Source organism: Spirosoma utsteinense (assembly GCF_014282275.1).
GTDB classification, from domain to species: domain Bacteria; phylum Bacteroidota; class Bacteroidia; order Cytophagales; family Spirosomataceae; genus Spirosoma; species Spirosoma utsteinense.
Window position 1 is genome coordinate 59577 of sequence record NZ_VFIA01000001.1, and the last position, 17823, is coordinate 77399.

Genomic DNA, 17823 nt, shown 5'->3' on the forward strand with positions numbered 1-17823 from the left:
TCGGAGAGACCCCTTACCTGGTTTGCCCCGTGAACAAGTCAATCGTATGATGCAGCAACTGGATCAAGCGCTATGTGTGAGGTTGATTGGTCACGGCTATACTGGCAAACTCGGTCACATTCCTTATAGGTAACTTAAAGACTGACTGGAATTTACTTATATATGATGCAAACCATAACACGCTGTTTGGCGCTGGTAGGGTGTCTGGTCTCCGGCTTCGGTTCAGCGCAACGGATCGACAATACAGCCTTGTTTCGGCAAATGGGTCAGGCCAGCTTCATCCGCCTGCATTACCACAACGATTTATTCACGGGCACTGACTATTACTATACCCAGGGCTATTCTATTGAGGCAGTCAGGGCAGGGCTTCAAAAAAATCCACTGACCAGGCTGCTTGTCAAAAGCAGAGTTGGCCAGAACCAGTACGGTCTGGCCTTCGAGCATTTCGGGTTTACGCCGACGTCGATCCAGCGCGATGCGATCCCCGTTGGTGACCGTCCTTTTGCGGGCTGTATACTAGTCAAAACATTCAGTATGTCGGTCGATACGCTACGCCGGGTCAGGGTATCGTCGGTGCTGAGTACGGGTATGATCGGGCCGGTCGCGTTGGGTGGGCCCATTCAAACGGCCCTGCACCGGCTCACAAACGGAGTTGAACCCCACGGCTGGCAGCACCAGATTCGCAACGACGTGATCGTGAATTATACGCTCGCCTACGACCAACAGCTCTATGCCTATCGTCGGCTGGTGCTGGTCAGTGCGTCGGTTCAGGCCCAGGCTGGTACGTTCGCCAATCGGTTACAAACGGGCATTGTGGTCATGGCGGGTCGGTTCGATTCGCCGTTCGCGGCCCGGACCCGTCGGCGGTTACCAATGCAGGTATATGTATTCGCCCAGCCTTTGATCGGTCTGGTTGCGTATGATGCCAGCCTGCAAGGAGGGCTGTTCAATCGAAGCAGCCCCTACGTGATCCAGGCCAATCAGCTGGCGCGTACAACCGTCCAGGTGAACCTGGGTGCGGTGTTTCGTTACAAAAACCTGTATCTGGAATACGATCAGTCGACGCTGAGCCGGGAATTTGTGACGGGTCGGCCTCATCGCTGGGGCGGGGTGAAAATCGGGGTATCGTTCAGTCCGCTTACCCCTCAGGCCATTACGGAATGACGCTATTCATTGGTAGGGTCAAACCGGTTGATTCGTTCGTTGTACCGATCCAGCAATAGATCATCGACCGAATCAGCCTGTTGGAGATCGAGTCGTAAAAAGTCGGTCCGGTCGGCCCCGTGGATCATCCCCTCGAATTTAAGTTCCTCGTCTACCCAGGCCGACGTTTTGCGGAGCGCTATCGCCTGGGTGAGTACGGCCTGGACGATAGCCGTTGTCCGATCCGGGTTTTGAGTCGTCAGCAGCAAAGTCCTTAAGTCCGTTATGTAATCGGCATAGCTCAACCCCAAGGCTGGTAGTTCAGCCTGTACCCATTGATAGGCGAGCGTCTGAATCAATTCTTTATAGGGTGTACTGTCGAGATCGTCGGGGTATATGCGTCGTTTGTTCACCAGGTTGTCAGACCGTTTTTAACCTAACCGCTCTTCAAACAGGATGTTCAGGACCCGTACTCAACGGACCGGCAGACGCGCCAATGGCTCCCGATCAATACGCTGAATCATGAGCGTTCAACCCAAACGTCGAGCGCTGTTGTACCATTCAGCGTCTGGACACGTCTAGTTCCATGTAATATTGTATTGGTATATAATACAAGTATAGTAGAAAGTTGTTACTTTTACCCGTGAACGTGCAGCTACCTGCATCGACAGCCATAAAGACGGTGCGCTGTGGGTGATCGGCACGGCAGCTGTTCCAGTAGCTTTTATTCAGAATACTATGGCAACCAACAGGAAACAGCAAATCCGGGTCGTATTTGACGTACTCGATGAAATGAATCACCATATCCGGCAGAATGAAGACCTGTCTGTTTCCGCCCGGGATCCCGACGAAGCCATTGACTGGGTGTTCGCCGAAATGCAGCGTCATTTCAATCAACCGGGCATTCGTCTGGCCCGGGTTCGCATCTGTGCTTACTAAGAGGCAGCGCATTCGTACTTGACAACAGCGGAAGTGTACGTTGAAAAAGCGCGGCAGGGGCAATCTGTCGCCAGCCCGACAAGCTTCCTGAAAGGGTAGGAGACTATCCGTTCAAAAAAAAGTCAGGTAAAAAAATCACATTATAGCTGACCAATGGCCAGCTTTGCTTTTTTTTGTGCAACAGGGGCTGGTATTGGGCGTAGACGGCTCAAACGGTTGGTTTTCGATAGTAGGCGTAGCCGGTAAAAGCAGGTTACAGGCAATAGATGGGGCTATTCTTCCGGTAAGTGCCAGCCGGGCCCGATCAAACTTAGAAGCCTCTGAAGCCGTTATATCCCTGACAGTCCCATTGGACATCCCTAATTTGCTTGATGTACGCTTGATGTATGGTGAAGAATCTTCGTGAACTCATGCCCGGGTTTATCCATCGATGGTGCGTATGGTCCCTCTTGTTTTTTCTGATGACGGGTGCTATCGCCGACCAACAGGCAGACCAGCTCATTGGCCGGTGGCTATTTCCCTCCAGGGGGTCCAGCGTCGATATCTACCGGCGGGGGAGCTTCTATTTTGCCCGTGTGGCTGAAGTCGACAAGGCGGGTGAAGCGAACTTTGGCCTGGTAAAAGATACCCTGCTCATTCGTAATCTTCGGTATAACGGCCAGGTCTGGTCAGGCGGGCAGTTGACTCATCCTAAAACAGGCATTTCCCTGAGCGTCGAGATTCATATGCTCGAGCCGCATGCCATCAGTGTGACGGTATACAAAGGCATCAAGCTGTTTCATCGGAAATTCATCATGACCCGGCAGGAAACCACCAGCGTAAGGGGGTGACTTCCATTAATTAGGGCCGACACGTACTGATCCGGCCACGGCCGTGTTCGATTAGCCGTTTATATCGATTGTTTTCTGCCCATACGTCACACCCTATAATTCGATGAGGGTACTCTGTGGCGTATCGGGTAATCCCCCTCAGAACAGATTTTTAAGCGATTGGCTACAGCATCCAGTCTCTTTCGTCTCCAGCTAAATTTTTGTAGAATGGTTTTTTCAATAAAGCCGCCCCGAAGATCGGGACGGCTATTTGGCGTTTTCATTTGCCTTCCTGTGGATCTGCTTTATAAACAGGTGTACACTTCGCTTCACTACTGATGGTCTATCGAATGCAGTGGTCATCGGGAGGGATAGCCTGTGAAGACAGCGCATTGATTTACTACAATATCTTTTCATGAATTTGGGCGCAAAAACCGGCGAGTTAAAAAAAAGAGATTCGTTCTGTAATGTTTTACCGTCTCAGTCGTCTTTGCCATTGACATGGACCTACTCGCGTTTAAGCAACGGATTCTGCCCGTTCAGAATCGACTCTTCCGCCTGGCTACGATGTTTCTTCGCAACCGCGAAGACGCGGAGGATGCCTTGCAGGATGTGCTGATGCGGCTCTGGTCTAATCGTCAACAGCTGGATACTTATCAGAGTGTGGAAGCCCTAGCGGTACAGATGACCAGGAACCTGTGTATGGATCGGTTGAAAGCCCACGCCCGGCAGAAGTCCGTTGATCAGGCCGATCTGGGTAGCCTGGCCTCCCCGCAACTGTCGCCCCATCGGCAAACCGAACTGGCCGACAGCGCAGACCAGATCCGGCGGTTGATCGACGAGTTGCCCGATGCTCAGAAACTGGTGCTTCATCTGCGCGATGTGGAGGAGTGCTCCTTCGAGGAAATCGAACAGCTGACCGGGCTTTCCATTAACACCATCCGGGTCACGCTGTCGCGGGCACGGCAACGCCTGCGGAACGGGTACCTGAAACTAAACGATTATGAAGCCGACCATTGACGAACTGCTGACCCGCTATTACGAGGGCGAAACGACGCTCGATGACGAAAAGCAACTGCGCGATTTCTTCCGTCATCCCGGGCAGGTGCCAACCCATCTGCTGCAACATGCTGCGCTGTTTCAATACGTAAGCGACGCGCAGCAGCAACAGCCATCGACCAATTTCGTCGGGGGGATGGACCCGCGCCCAACCGGCCAGATCCGGCAGCTGACGAGCTGGGGCATGCGCCTGGCGGCCGGGGTAGCCCTGCTGCTGATTGGTTTCGTGGGGGGACGATTCTACAACCGCTGGCAGCCGGACGCAGCGAAGCCCGCTGTGCTGGCCACGAACGATCGGCCGGAAACGGCATCGATGAAAAAAGCGCTGGCCTTCGGCAGAATGTCGCAGACGTCGGCCAGCGACCGGATTCAGGCTGTCAACCAGAGCTATGACCTTGATGAGGCCGATCGGGAGATCACCCAACTGCTCATAAACACGCTCAACTTCGACGCCAACGTCAACGTGCGGCTGGCGGCCTGTCAGGCCCTGCTGCGCTTCGAGGGGGAGGAGGGCGTGCGGGACGCGCTGATCCAGTCGCTGCGGATTCAGAAAGACCCCAACGTGCAACTCACGCTGATCGAAGCGCTGGTTGCGATTAAAGAAAAAAGAGCCGCCACCGAAATGCAATGGCTGGCCCGTAACCAGCAGGTGCTGGAAATAGTCCGGCTTAAAGCTCAGGAAGGGGCGGTTGCCCTGACCCGCGTGTCCGGCTCGTTTTCGTAAAACAGACTTATCAATTCCTTACTGCCATGAGAAAAATGCTGTTACTAGGCATCGGTTGCCTATGCCAATGGACTGTGCTGTATGCCCAGGAGTACAAAACGAAACTGGCCAACAACAGAGATCAGAAACTGACGATTATGATCGATGCCACGAACCTGAAGATAGAGGGGTACAATGGCAACGAGGTGATCATCCAGACGTCGGCAAAACTGGAGCCGGTTCCCGAGCGGGCCAAAGGGCTTCGGCCCCTCTACAACGCTGCCGTCGACAACACCGGGATCGGGCTGGCCGTAACGGCTGAAAATGGTGGTCTACGGATTGAGAAAGCCTCGCGCAAGAATATGCCTTACACAATTCGAGTGCCCCAGAAAGTGGCCATTCTGTATGAACAGACCAACTGGGGGAGTGGCGATGTGACGGTCCAGAACGTAGAGGGCGATCTGGAAATACGGACAAAGAACGGCGGTATCAGCCTGCTGAACGTAACGGGTCCGGTGGTGGCCAACACGACCAATGGTGAAGTGAAAATCGTGTATTCGACCCTCAACCAAAGCAAGCCGACCGCGATCTCGACCATTAGCGGAGCCATTGACGTGACGATGCCCGCGACAACCAAAGCCAATTTGAAACTAAGCTCCATTAACGGGGAAATGTATACCGATTTTGACCTGGGGCTCAACAAAAAGGAAGGCTTGACCCGCATGGGCGGTGGCCACGTTATAAACGGGGCAACAAACGGCGGAGGGGTAGACCTGCAACTCAAGACCATCAGCAGCGATATCTACATCCGCAAACAGAAATAAGGCGTTTTGTTCCACTCTTTTTTTTCCTTTCCATGAAAAATATCCTGCTCCTGGCATTGGCTTTGTTTCTGGTAAACCCGGCTTTTTCTCAAAAGATCATTACCAAAACCCTACCGCTTTCGGCTGGTCAGGCGGTACAGCTGAACCTGAAATTCGGCGACGACATCCGGGTGCGCTACTGGGATAAGTCCGACGTTTCGGTCCGGATTTCAGCGACGATCAACAGCGGCAAGCTCAACGATGCCTTAAAAGTCGAAACGACATCGGATGCCCGGGCCGTCAGCGTAAACACCGATTTTGATTTCGAAATGCTTAAGCAGGGAAAATTGGAAGACTGCCCCGGTAGTAAATCGACCTGGCGAACGGATCGAAATGGAGAGACCCACTCGGTTTGCAGTACGATCAACTACGAGGTTTTTCTGCCCCGGAAGGCAGCCCTGCGCGTCGAGACGATCAGCGGTAACATCGACATTCAGGGGGCGAACGGCCCCGTCTGGGCCAAATCCATCAGTGGCTATGTAGACATGAGCTGGCCGGGTACGCAGGGCGCTAACGTAGCCATGAAAACAATCACGGGCGAAGTGTATTCCGATCTGGCAATCGATTTCAACGACCAGCGTGAAAGGAATCCGCTGGTGGGGTACCAGCTCAACGGGACTGTGCTCCGGGGCGGCCCGGAAGTGCGGCTGGAGTCGATCAGTAACCACATTTACCTGCGAAAAGAAAAATAATCTGGTAATACGACAGGGATGCTGCAACAGTTTCGGTTTTATCGTCTCTTTGACTAGAACAGCTGAAAAGCCCCTGTATACAGCCTTCCTGCTCAGCTAAGGCTGGCACTGGTCTCTTCATTTTCAGCCCGTTTACCAACCATTTGTCAGCCTTGCCATGAAATTGTTTTTCTCCTTAGCCGCTCTGGGGCTATGGGTTGGGACCGCTTTTGCCCAATCCGTCAATCCAGGCAGTATTTCCGGGTCGCTCGTCGACTCAGCCACCCGGCAGCCGGTCCCGTTTGCAACGGTCGCCGTTCGGAATGCTACGACATTGATTGCCGGTACCACCACCGACAGTGCCGGTACGTTCCGGCTGCCGTCGCTCGCTTTAGGCCCGTATACCCTCACGCTATCGTCGGTCAGGTATGTCTCCCGAAACCAGTCTGTAAACCTGACAACCGACCAGCCCGCAGCGGTGGTGGGGGCGGTTCCGCTGCGGTCAGAAAGCCGGACGCTGGGGGAGGTTACCGTGGCGGCTCAGAAAGCATTGATCGAAGAGAAGGGGGATAAGCTGGTTTATAACGCCGAAAAAGATGTTTCCAATGTAGGGGGCTCGGCGGCCGATGTGCTGCGAAAAATACCGTCGCTGAGTTTGGATCTGGACGGAAACATCCAGATGCGGGGCAACAGCAACATTCGTATACTCATCAACGGTAAGCCCTCGGCGATGATGGCCCGCAACCTCGCCGACGCTCTCCGGCAAATGCCCGCCGACAATATCAAGTCGGTGGAGGTTATTACCAGTCCGGGGGCCAAATACGACGCCGAAGGGGCTGCGGGGGTGATCAATATCATCACCAAAAAGGCACTACAGGGGTTCAACGGGTCAGTAATGGGGTCACTGGGAAATCTGAACCGGAGTGCCAACACGAAGCTGTCGGTAAAAACCAAAAAAATCGGACTTTCTTTCTCGGCCAACGGCTACCAGTTCCGGCAGATACGTGAAGCGCAGACCCTGCGGACGACCCTGTTTGAAGGGCGTCCGTTAAACTACCTGTCTCAACGCAGCACCAGTGACAATACGGGTACCGGTGGTTATGGCGAGTTTAGTCTGGATTATGACCCGGACTCGACGAGCCGCATCAATTTTTCGGCAAATGCCTGGGGGGGCTCGTACCCGAACAATAGCGCGGTGATCAACCGCCTGACCGATCCGGCGGGCAATACACTACAGTATTTTCGGAATGATATCCAGCTGAGAAATCCGTACGGAAACAGCCAGTTCGATCTGGGGTACACCAAAACCTTCCGCAAACCAGCCGGGGTCACCTCGGAGCGTGAGTTCACGTTGCTGACGCAGTTTAGCCGGATGCCTGACAATTATTTTTATACCACCAACCGCTACACCCTGGGAGAAGTCGACCAACTCAGTTTTCAACAGCGCAGTACGAATTACAGCCGCAACAAAGAGTATACCCTCCAGGCCGATTATACGCATCCGTTTCTGGTCAGGACAGGGCAGGATACGACCCAGCTGAAACTGGAAATGGGGCTGAAAGCCATTGGTCGCGACATCGGTAGTGAATACCGCGTAGAGCAGTCCCTCGATGGGCAGCCGCCCCTGGTTACCGACCCGGCTCAGTCGAATGATTTTGATTACAGGCAGCAGATCTATTCGGGCTATACAGCCCTTCGGATCGAAGCCCGCCGAAAATGGAACATGAACCTGGGGGCCCGGTTCGAGCGGACGGTTATCGACGGCAACTTCATGACCACCGGGACCACACTGGCCAACCAGTACACGAACCTGATTCCGAGCGTCACCGTATCGAAAGGCATTAAATCCCATACCCTGAAAATCAGCTATACACAACGGATTCAGCGGCCACAGCTCTGGTTCCTGAACCCCTGGGTAAACGCCAGTGATCCGCGCAACCTGCAAACCGGGAACCCATACCTGAACCCGGAGTTGAACCACGCCGTCGAACTGGGGCATAGTGTAACGACGAAAGCGGGCTTGTCGGTCAATACAGCCCTCTACTGGCGCATGACCAACAACGCCATCGAGTATGTACGAACCGTCGACGAAGCGGGCGTTTCGCTGAGCAGGCCCCAGAATATTGCCCGGCGCATTGCCTATGGCCTGAACATGAACCTGTCGGGACAGGCTACCAAAACCTGGACCTTGAACGGGGGGATGGACCTGCGGTATGTCGATTTAAACAGCCCCGCTCTGAACCAGCGCAATAACGGGCTGGTAGGCAACCTCAACATCAGCAGTACGTATAAACTGCCCCATAATTACACGTTCCAGTCGAACGCGAACGTCAACTCGGGCTGGATCAATTTGCAGGGTTCCGGAACCCCCTTTTACTGGTATGGGCTGGCACTAAAACGGGAGATGCTCGACAAGAAGGCGAGCCTTACCCTGGGCGTCAATAACCCGTTCAACCGGGGGGTGTCCCAGACCTTTCGTCAGGCAGCTCCCACCTTTGAATCCGACACGCGTTCATTCTTCGTAAGCCGCTCGGTCCGGCTTGCCTTCGAGTGGCGGTTTGGTCAGATGAGTGCCGGCGGCAAGGAAAGCCGTAAGATCCGGAATGATGACGCCGGTAACCGATAAATGAGTGGCGCTCCCCGACCAGCAGAACTGCTGGTCGGGGAGCGCCGGATATCGTGCTGCTGAATAGTTGCCTGAGTGACGACCAGACCAGTATTGCCCTGACTAGCTGGCTCAATAGCCAAACCGTTCTCATTCCTTTCCTCTTTCTCTCTGCCGACCTCACCGATAGCATTCCAGGTGGCCGAGGTGACACAGCCCGCTGGCTTTTCTGAACATACCCTTCCGGGAGAAAGATGTGCTCATCACCCCGGCGATTGCCCGCTATCGGTACGGACATAGCGGGCAATAATGCCATCGTAACCCTACCGGCTTTGCCGGGCCATGGCTGATCAGATCAACAAGCTCGCTCCGCTTTCTCTCCTGAACCTTCAGATCGGGTTGCCTGACGACGTCGCGTTCTATTGGCTGATGCTGGACAAGACGGAAGTCAATGTCTTTAAACGGGTCAACCTGACCGCTTTCTATTGGGGGCGAAGCCGATGAACGGTTGATTGAAAACCTGGATCGGGAAGCGCCGGACACCTGGGCTACGAGCAAGGCGTTTGTACGGGCGGGGCCTGTAGGTGGAGGCAGCCTTAAGCGGAAAAGAGCCTACTTCTGGAAGAGCCTGTTTGGTAAGTCATTCTAGGGATATACTTAAGTAAACCCATCAGGACGTTCTATGTATTGTATTTTTCTGACTAATTTTGGGTGCCCCTCAGATGTTGCCAATGGCAGCCTCCTTCCCCTTTTTATGGCATATGGATCAGATTTTGGATTTTTTCAGGCGGCTAACCGATACCAGCGACTGGCCCGCCCGCTGGTTTTGTGGCCGATGGTCCGATTTTCACGGATGGCTGTATATCGTTTCCGACCTGACTATATGGCTGGCTTATATGGCCATACCGCTTATCCTGATTCGATTTATCATCCTTAAAAAAGGAATTCCCCTGCCGAGTGTTTTCCTGCTCTTCGGGACTTTTATTATGCTGTGCGGGGCCACACACCTACTCGATGCGCTGATGTTCTGGTGGCCTGCCTACCGGCTTGCGGCCCTGGTTAAGCTTTTGACAGGGGTGGTCTCGGTAGCTACCGTCATTGCCCTGGTACGCTATTTTAACGAAGCTATTGGCCTGAGGACTTCCCGCGAGTTCGAACGTGAATTGTTATTCCGGCAGCAGGCTGTTCAGGAACTGAGCCGCTCCAACCAGGAGCTTCAGCAGTTTGCCTACGTTGCCTCACATGATCTGCAGTCGCCCTTGAAAACAATTGTCAACTACCTGACGCTCTTCGAAAGCAAATACGGAGAACAACTGGATACCGACGCCCGCCGAATGATCGATACCTCGACGGCGGCTGCGGACCGCATGCGAACGCTGATCAACGATCTGCTCGATTTCTCACGCGTGGGGTCTGTTGTCGAGTACAAACCCGTTGATCTGAATGAACTAGTTGCCGAAATACTGAATGAACATCAGGAGGATATCCGGCTGTCTGACGCCACCATCGAGCTGGGGCCGCTGCCTACCCTTATGGCCCACCGTACCGACCTCAAGCAGGTATTTCAGAACCTGATCACCAATGGGCTTAAATACCGCCGGACTGACGTAGCCGTCCGGCTCAGCATTCAGGCTGTCGACGAGGGGAGCGCCCACCGCTTTGTTATTGCCGACAATGGTATTGGTATCGAACCTCAGCATTACGACCGCATCTTTCAGATCTTTCAGCGGTTACATGGCCGGTCCACCTATCCCGGCACGGGTATCGGGCTGGCCACGTGTAAAAAAGTAATCGATATTTACGGCGGTAAGATATGGCTCGATAGTATGCCTGGAGCGGGGACCACCTTTTACCTGACAATTCCCAAGAAAATCAAAACCGTTCAGCACTATGCACAAACCGATTCGCTGCATTCTGTTAGTAGATGATGACCCGGACGACAACTTTTTCCACCAGTTCGTCATCGAGGAATCTGGCTTATGCAGCGAAGTTCGTATCGCTGAGAACGGTCCTGATGCACTTCGCTATCTGGTTCGAACGGATCAGCCCGACTACGACCGTCCCGATATTATTTTTCTGGATATCAACATGCCGGGCATGAATGGTTTCGAATTTCTCAAGCAGTACCATACTCTGCCTGGTGAACAGAAAAGCCGACTGTTGCTACTGATGCTGACTACGTCGCTTAACCCGGGCGATCAGGAAAAGGCGGCTGCCTCAGGAGAAGTCAGTGGCTATTATACAAAGCCATTAACGAAGGCTATGCTTCAGGAACTGGTGAACCAATATTTTGTATGAACACCCAATGACTACTTGTTTTTCGTCGCCGGTCGGGTTGGTACGCATCACCGGGGATGAGGCTGGGGTGTCGGCCATTACGTGCCTGAACGAACCAGACCATCAGCCATTACCCACCAGCCCATTACCCGGCCCGGTTCAGCTCGCACTCCGTCAGCTTACGGCCTATTTTGACGGTAGCTGTCAGCGGTTCGACTTTCCCATGACTCCCGTTGGTACCGTCTTTCAACAACGGGTCTGGCAGGCGCTGCTGACCGTTCCATTTGGCGCAACGGTCTCGTACCTGGCCCTGTCGAGGCAGTTAGGGGATGAAAAAGCAATCCGGGCGGTGGCTGCGGCCAATGGCCGTAACCCCCTCGCTATCGTAATTCCCTGCCACCGCATCATCGGTTCCAACGGCTCGCTGACGGGTTATGCGGGTGGTCTATGGCGCAAACAATGGCTATTGGAACATGAAGGTGCGCTGCCGGGTGCGAAAACTGGCCAGATGAGCTTATTTTGACCAATCATGATCCTGCTCGTTATTCGTGGAACCCTGAGGATGGTCAGGCATCCATAAACCCCGAACGCATCTGTGAAAAACACCTTTTTATTTTTATTAGCGGTCGGCAGTCTTGCCGCCTGTGCCCCACGGTACCGGGGACCGGTTACGGATCATTTTAATGGTAAAAAATTTAGTAACCCCGCCATAACCGAACGGCCGTCGGGCAGTGTGCTGGAGTGGCTGTTACACCGCGACAAAGGGCCGTGGGCCGAACAACCCGATGCCTTCGTGGGTCCCCGGCCGGCAACCCGCGTTGAGGGCGACAGCCTGGTCGTGACCTTTATCAACCATTCTTCCTTCCTGCTGCAAACGAATGGGCTCAATATCCTGACCGACCCCGTTTGGTCCGATCGTGTCGGGCCAACCTCCTGGCTGGGTATTAAGCGACGTCGTCCACCCGGACTTCGCTTCGATGAACTGCCACCTATCGATGTCGTGTTGTTGAGCCATTCCCATTACGATCACCTGGATCTGCCAACAATACGCAACCTGGTAAAAGCCCACAATCCGCTGGTTGTAACGCCACTTGGCGTATCCTACCTGCCGCGTCGGGTGGGTGCCCGCGTAGCCCGGGAACTCGACTGGAACGACACCTTGCGGATCAGTGAGAAGTTAAGCCTGATCTGTACCGAGGCTCAGCATTTCAGCAACCGGGGACTTGGCGACAGAGATCGAACCCTCTGGGCGGGTTATCTGCTTCAAACAACGTATGGCACCATTTATTTCTGTGGCGACAGCGGCTACGGGCCGCATTTCAAACGGATAGGGGAGCAGGCCAACCGGTCAGTCGCGGGGCCGATCAAACTGGCGCTGCTGCCAATCGGTTCCTACCGCCCCGAGTGGTTTATGGCCCCCATTCACGTATCGCCGGCGAGTGCGGTACGGGCGCTGACAGACCTGAAAGCAGCGCAGGCGCTGGGTATCCATTTTGGTACCTTCCAGCAGGGTGATGATGGTTTGCTGGAGCCCGCCCGGGATTTGCGAAAGGCACTGGACATCCAGGCCGTATCACCAAATCGCTTTCTGGTGCCTGAAGAAGGACGGCCAATGGTATTTAAATGATCGAATCTTGTTTTCTTGTAGCTGGATTTCTACCTTGCTGTTGCTCCTATAAAAACGGCTATCGCTATGCTTCCTTCCGTGTTGATACGTTCGCTGACCAATGCGCTCACTGCGTTGATAGCGCTGGTTTGCCTGAGTTTACTGCTGCTCGTTACGTCTTCATTTTTGTATACTAATCAGAAACCGATCCTAGCCAGTCAGGAAGAGGGAGCTGGTTTGCCGGTCATGCCAGGTCAAGCCGTTAAGATGACAGAACAGCAGGTACATGGCAAGCAGTTGTTTGAGAATAACTGTGCCCAATGCCACGCTAAAACAGAAGAGGTCATTGTTGGGCCAGGGCTACAAGGCGTTAGCAGCCGGGTACCTAATAAGGCCTGGCTGGTAACGTGGATACGTAATTCGCAGGCTGTAGTGTCATCGGGTGATGCGTACGGGGTAGCCCTGTATAACAAGTTCAATAAAATCTCGATGTCAAGCTTCCCCAACTTCACAGAGGCCGACATAAGCGCTATTCTGGCTTACGTCGATGGGGGTTCCACAAAATGAAACGGTGTCAGACGAGCACGGCTGGTGTCCCTTATAAATTGATTTTTTGTTGCCTGCTACACTGATCCGGCAATAAAATACAGCGGCTCGATTGCTACAACTTACGGGCTTCATGAGCCACAATCCCAGCCTATTACTTACTTTTGCGGTATGGAAAAACCCGGTATGGAAATACTGAAAAGTGATCGGCTTACACATCTAAAATACGATATCCGGGGGCCGGTCTACGAAAAAGCCCTCGAACTCGAAAGCCAGGGCTACAAAATCATTAGCCTTAACATTGGAAACCCAGCCACATTTGGCTTCGACGCGCCCGATGAGATTGTCCACGACATCATCCTGAACATCCGCAATGCGCAGGGCTATGCCGACTCGCGGGGTCTGTTTGCGGCCCGCAAAGCGGTGATGCATTACACGCAGAACATCGGCCTGCCGGGTGTAGCCATCAACGACATTTACATTGGCAATGGCGTGAGTGAGCTGATCATGCTGTCGATGCAGGCCTTGCTCAACGAAGGCGACGAAGTGCTTATCCCATCGCCCGACTACCCGCTATGGACCGCTTCGGTCGCGTTTTGCGGAGGTAAGCCGGTACATTATGCGTGCAACGAAGCCGACGACTGGAACCCCGATCTGGCTGACATGGAGCGAAAGATTACCCCCCGTACCCGCGCTATCGTTGTCATAAACCCAAACAACCCAACCGGTGCGGTGTACAAAAAATCAGTACTGGAAGGCATCGCTCAGCTGGCCGAACGCCATAAACTGATCGTGTTCTCCGACGAGATCTATGACCGGATCCTGTATGACGGGGCCGTTCACTATCCTATCGCGAAACTGGTCAACGATACGCTTTGTATTACGATGGGTGGCTTGTCAAAGAACTACCGGGCGGCTGGTTTTCGGGGTGGCTGGCTGGTACTGAGTGGTGCACGGCACCGGGCCAAGTCCTATATCGAAGGGCTGACCCTGCTGGCATCCATGCGGCTCTGTGCTAACGTGCCAACGCAGTATGCCATTCAAACGGCGCTGGGCGGTTATCAAAGTATCAACGACCTGGTTATTCCAACGGGCCGTCTCCATAAACAGATCATGCTGGCCTACGAACGCATGGTGGCTATTCCGGGCGTTACCTGCAATAAACCGAAAGGGGCGTTGTACATCTTCCCGAAAATTGATCTCAACCAGTTTCGATTCGAGGACGACGACGACTTTGTTCTCAACCTCCTGATCGAGCAAAAAGTACTGGTCGTAGCCGGTAGTGGATTTAATTACACCACCAATGACCATTTCCGTATCGTTTGCCTTCCTAATGTCGACGAACTGACGGTAGCCCTGGACCGAATCGAAGCGTTTCTGGAAAGTCGGCGTATTCACCATCCTGAACTGGCTGTTTCAACCCAGTAAACGATATCAGCACATCATTTTGTCGACCCGGCGCTGATGCCGTCCACCTTCGAAGGCTGTTGTTAGAAACAGGTGGACGGCCTGTAGGGCGTCTTCGAGAGAAATAAACCGTTCGGGCAGGCACAACACGTTGGCGTCGTTATGTTGCCGGGTTAGTTCGGCAACGGCGGGTTGCCACACCAGGGCGGCCCGGATGCCCTGGTGCTTATTGGCGGTCATGGAGACGCCTTCCCCACTACCACAAACCAGGATGCCCCGGCTGGCCTGGCCGCTCTCTACGGCCAGCGCAACCGGGTGCGCAAAATCAGCATAATCAGCTGAATCGGGCGAGTATGTGCCAAAATCAGTGACCGGATAGCCGTTTGCTTCTAACCAATTTTTGATGTGTTCTTTGTAAGCAAAGCCGGCATGGTCTGCGCCGATGGCGATAGGGTGGGGCATGATGGATTGAAAAAAATCAAAAACGTTTTTGCAAAATTATTCGTTATTGTATTCCGCCCGGAGAAAACTTCTGATTGTTATGGCTGATTTTCGTAACTATACCTCCCACCAGGCGGAACATTTTTTCATCAACAAAGTGAGTACACATCGCACCCACTGCCTTTTTTATTAGAATCAGTTACATGGAAGCAACAAAAGAAAATGTTCAACGCTCTGATACGCAGAGCACCGAACGGATTGCCCAGGATTTATCTAAGCGCGACGAGTTACTGCTGACCCCCGACGAACAGCGCATAAAAGACGCGTTTCAGGATCACAACTGGAATGAAATCAAAACCGCCGATTCGTGGGTGATATTCAAGGTTATGGCCGAGTTTGTGGAAGGCTTCGACAAACTGGCTAAAATTGGTCCCTGCGTGTCTATTTTCGGGTCGGCCCGTACCAAACCCGACAATCCCTACTATACAATGACCGAAGAGATAGCGGCCAAACTGGTCCGGCACGGTTACGGTGTTATTACGGGTGGCGGACCGGGCATCATGGAAGCCGGTAATAAAGGGGCGTTCGAACAGGGCGGTAAATCGGTTGGGCTAAACATCACCCTGCCGTTCGAGCAGCATAGCAACATCTACATAGACCCGGATAAGAGCATCAACTTCGACTTTTTCTTTGTGCGGAAGGTGATGTTCGTCAAGTACGCCCAGGGTTTCGTTGTGATGCCCGGTGGTATGGGAACACTCGATGAGTTGTTCGAAGCCATAACCCTGATTCAAACCCGGAAAATTGCCCGCTTCCCGATCGTACTTGTCGGTCGTAGTTACTGGCAGGGGCTCATTGACTGGATTACCGACGTGATGCTGGGTCAGGAGCACAACATCAATCCTGAGGACATGAAGCTCATCAGTATTGTCGATACCCCAACCGATGCGGTTAAAGTGATCGATGATTTCTACAGCAAGTATTTACTGAAGCCCAATTTTTGATGTACGACTGAACCGCTGGTTCGTTGGTAGGTCAAAACGGCGTTTCCTGACTTGGATCGGCGTTGCCGAAGTTGGAGAGGTTGTTGGCTTTGCTCTTAAAGACGCTGCCAGCCGATGGCGGGCCACCCGCGTCGCCGGGCCGGTCGAAGCTGCTGAGTCCGTTCACGTCAGGGGAAAATCCCTGCGTAGCTACAGGCTCGAAGTAAGAATCCAGGTCGCAGAACTTGGTGAATTTGTTGATAAACCGGAGTTGGATCGTATCAAGCGCACCACTCCGGTTTTTGGCTATAATCACCTCACCGACACCCAGCGTCGAGTTGCCGTTTTCATCCTGCGTAATGTTGTAGTATTCAGGGCGGTAGAGAAAGCAGACCATGTCGGCATCCTGCTCGATAGATCCCGATTCACGTAAGTCGGAAAGTTGCGGTTTCTTGTCGCCACCCCGTGTTTCAACGGCCCGGCTCAACTGCGACAGGGCAATGACCGGTACGTTCAATTCCTTGGCCAGGTTCTTCAGCGCCCGCGAAATGGACGCAATTTCCTGTTCGCGGTTGCCGCCGGCCCGTCCACCCGACGTATCACCCGACATCAGCTGGAGGTAGTCGATCACGACCATCTGAATATCGTGCTGGGCTTTCAGGCGACGACACTTGGCCCGTAGTTCCAGAATGGATAGGGCAGGGGTATCGTCGATGAAAATAGGTGCTTCCGTCAGCCGCTGAATCTTGTGGTGTAACTGGGTCCATTCATGCGGGGCCAGCGTTCCTTTCCGGATTTTCTCGGAATCGATCTCCGCTTCGGCCGATATAAGTCGGTTAACCAGCTGCACGGACGACATCTCCAGCGAGAAAATAGCGACCGCCTTGCCATGGTCAACAGCCGCATTGCGCAGGGCACTAACGACAAATGCTGTTTTACCCATGGCGGGTCGGGCAGCGAGGATAATCAGTTCGGTAGGCTGCCAGCCCGATGTTACCCGGTCGAGATTGGTGAATCCCGATGGTACGCCCGTCAGACCTTCCTGATTTTTCTTGGTCTCTAGTTCATTCAGCGCCATCCGGACGATGGTGCTCATATCGGCATAATTCTTCTTGATGTTCGATTCTGAAATCTTGAAGAGCGATTGTTCGGTGCGGTCGAGGAGTTCGAATACGTCGGTTGTATCCTCGTAGGCATCGCGCAGGATCGTAGACGACATGGCGATGAGTGCCCGTTTGAGGGCCTGCTCCGAAACGATCCGGGCGTGGTACTCAATATTGGCCGCCGAGTTGACGCGGAAGGTCAGTTCAGACACGAAACCACCGCCCCCAACGAGTTCGATTTCACCTGTCTTGCGCAGCTGCTGCGTTACGGTGAGCAGGTCGATGGGGTCAGAATTACCAAAAAGCGTCAGAATAGCATTGTATATACGCTGGTGAGCTTCTTTGTAAAACGTTTCGGGTTTGAGGATATCGACAACCGACGAGAGGGCATCTTTTTCGATCATCAACGCACCCAATACCGCTTCTTCGAGGTCAAGTGCCTGGGGGGGCAGTTTACCCAGGCCCGTATCGAGCCAATGGTTACCTGCCTGCTGACGACCACCGGCAAAAGCCGACGGTTTACGAAGATGTTGATTGGGGCGTGCGTTGTTCTCCATGTCTTAACTTACTGCAAGTTTACGCATTCCCTGCCCCATAAGGCAAGCCGCTACCCGTTGACCTTTGTTTGTAAAGCGCTCTGTCTGGCCGTAACATTCTGGTAATGTTAT

At 53.5% G+C, this 17823-nt stretch carries 19 protein-coding genes; 16 read left to right on the forward strand and 3 right to left on the reverse strand.

The window, feature by feature from the left end; genetic code table 11:
• Positions 1 to 162 precede the first annotated feature (162 nt).
• Complete coding sequence (locus FH603_RS00235; protein ID WP_244967978.1) at positions 163 to 1164, forward strand: lipid A deacylase LpxR family protein; 1002 nt, start codon at positions 163 to 165, stop codon at positions 1162 to 1164.
• A gap of 2 nt (positions 1165 to 1166) precedes the next feature.
• On the opposite strand, the gene FH603_RS00240 is transcribed toward FH603_RS00235, so the two are convergent.
• Positions 1167 to 1556 (reverse strand): hypothetical protein, encoded by a 390-nt coding sequence (locus FH603_RS00240; RefSeq protein ID WP_186734850.1) that lies wholly within the window; start codon positions 1554 to 1556, stop codon positions 1167 to 1169.
• 325 nt (positions 1557 to 1881) lie between these two features.
• Between FH603_RS00240 and FH603_RS00245 the strand changes: the two genes are divergently transcribed.
• From FH603_RS00245 to FH603_RS00310, 14 genes are all read left to right on the forward strand, one after another.
• The gene (locus FH603_RS00245) at positions 1882 to 2082 is read left to right on the forward strand and encodes a hypothetical protein (protein WP_186734852.1); all 201 of its coding nucleotides are present in this window, start codon (positions 1882 to 1884) and stop codon (positions 2080 to 2082) included.
• Between the two features lie 386 nt (positions 2083 to 2468).
• Positions 2469 to 2912 (forward strand): DUF2147 domain-containing protein, encoded by a 444-nt coding sequence (locus FH603_RS00250; protein WP_235985303.1) that lies wholly within the window; start codon positions 2469 to 2471, stop codon positions 2910 to 2912.
• Between the two features lie 480 nt (positions 2913 to 3392).
• Positions 3393 to 3911: an RNA polymerase sigma factor gene (locus FH603_RS00255; protein WP_186734854.1), complete on the forward strand. Its 519-nt coding sequence runs from the start codon at positions 3393 to 3395 to the stop codon at positions 3909 to 3911.
• The gene (locus tag FH603_RS00260) at positions 3895 to 4674 is read left to right on the forward strand and encodes a HEAT repeat domain-containing protein (RefSeq protein WP_186734855.1); all 780 of its coding nucleotides are present in this window, start codon (positions 3895 to 3897) and stop codon (positions 4672 to 4674) included. The genes FH603_RS00255 and FH603_RS00260 overlap by 17 nt, the downstream gene beginning before the upstream one ends.
• Positions 4675 to 4700: 26 nt before the next feature.
• Positions 4701 to 5477: a DUF4097 family beta strand repeat-containing protein gene (locus FH603_RS00265; protein ID WP_186734857.1), complete on the forward strand. Its 777-nt coding sequence runs from the start codon at positions 4701 to 4703 to the stop codon at positions 5475 to 5477.
• 32 nt (positions 5478 to 5509) lie between these two features.
• Positions 5510 to 6208: a DUF4097 family beta strand repeat-containing protein gene (locus tag FH603_RS00270; protein ID WP_186734859.1), complete on the forward strand. Its 699-nt coding sequence runs from the start codon at positions 5510 to 5512 to the stop codon at positions 6206 to 6208.
• A 157-nt stretch (positions 6209 to 6365) separates the two neighbouring features.
• Positions 6366 to 8813, forward strand: coding sequence for a TonB-dependent receptor (locus tag FH603_RS00275; RefSeq protein ID WP_186734861.1), 2448 nt, complete (start codon positions 6366 to 6368; stop codon positions 8811 to 8813).
• Between the two features lie 321 nt (positions 8814 to 9134).
• Entirely contained in the window at positions 9135 to 9296 is a 162-nt protein-coding gene (locus tag FH603_RS00280) for a hypothetical protein (protein WP_186734863.1), read from the forward strand.
• A 227-nt stretch (positions 9297 to 9523) separates the two neighbouring features.
• Positions 9524 to 10720: a sensor histidine kinase gene (locus FH603_RS00285; protein ID WP_244967979.1), complete on the forward strand. Its 1197-nt coding sequence runs from the start codon at positions 9524 to 9526 to the stop codon at positions 10718 to 10720.
• Positions 10683 to 11090 (forward strand): response regulator, encoded by a 408-nt coding sequence (locus tag FH603_RS00290; RefSeq protein WP_186734865.1) that lies wholly within the window; start codon positions 10683 to 10685, stop codon positions 11088 to 11090. Before FH603_RS00285 ends, FH603_RS00290 begins: the two co-directional genes overlap by 38 nt.
• A 7-nt stretch (positions 11091 to 11097) precedes the next feature.
• Positions 11098 to 11592, forward strand: a complete 495-nt coding sequence (locus tag FH603_RS00295) for a methylated-DNA--[protein]-cysteine S-methyltransferase (protein WP_186734867.1) — start codon at positions 11098 to 11100, stop codon at positions 11590 to 11592.
• Positions 11593 to 11664: 72 nt separating this feature from the next.
• Entirely contained in the window at positions 11665 to 12696 is a 1032-nt protein-coding gene (locus FH603_RS00300) for an MBL fold metallo-hydrolase (protein ID WP_186734869.1), read from the forward strand.
• 66 nt (positions 12697 to 12762) lie between these two features.
• Positions 12763 to 13242 (forward strand): c-type cytochrome, encoded by a 480-nt coding sequence (locus tag FH603_RS00305; protein ID WP_186734871.1) that lies wholly within the window; start codon positions 12763 to 12765, stop codon positions 13240 to 13242.
• Between the two features lie 165 nt (positions 13243 to 13407).
• On the forward strand, positions 13408 to 14649 hold the full coding sequence (locus FH603_RS00310; protein WP_186735259.1) for a pyridoxal phosphate-dependent aminotransferase: 1242 nt from the start codon (positions 13408 to 13410) through the stop codon (positions 14647 to 14649).
• Between the two features lie 6 nt (positions 14650 to 14655).
• On the opposite strand, the gene rpiB is transcribed toward FH603_RS00310, so the two are convergent.
• The gene (gene rpiB / locus FH603_RS00315) at positions 14656 to 15090 is read right to left on the reverse strand and encodes a ribose 5-phosphate isomerase B (RefSeq protein ID WP_186734873.1); all 435 of its coding nucleotides are present in this window, start codon (positions 15088 to 15090) and stop codon (positions 14656 to 14658) included.
• A gap of 182 nt (positions 15091 to 15272) precedes the next feature.
• Here rpiB and FH603_RS00320 point away from each other — a divergent pair, with 182 nt between their 5' ends.
• The gene (locus FH603_RS00320; protein WP_186734875.1) at positions 15273 to 16073 is read left to right on the forward strand and encodes an LOG family protein; all 801 of its coding nucleotides are present in this window, start codon (positions 15273 to 15275) and stop codon (positions 16071 to 16073) included.
• A gap of 31 nt (positions 16074 to 16104) precedes the next feature.
• Here FH603_RS00320 and dnaB read toward each other — a convergent pair whose 3' ends face one another.
• On the reverse strand, positions 16105 to 17712 hold the full coding sequence (dnaB, locus tag FH603_RS00325) for a replicative DNA helicase (RefSeq protein ID WP_186734877.1): 1608 nt from the start codon (positions 17710 to 17712) through the stop codon (positions 16105 to 16107).
• Positions 17713 to 17823: the final 111 nt, after the last annotated feature.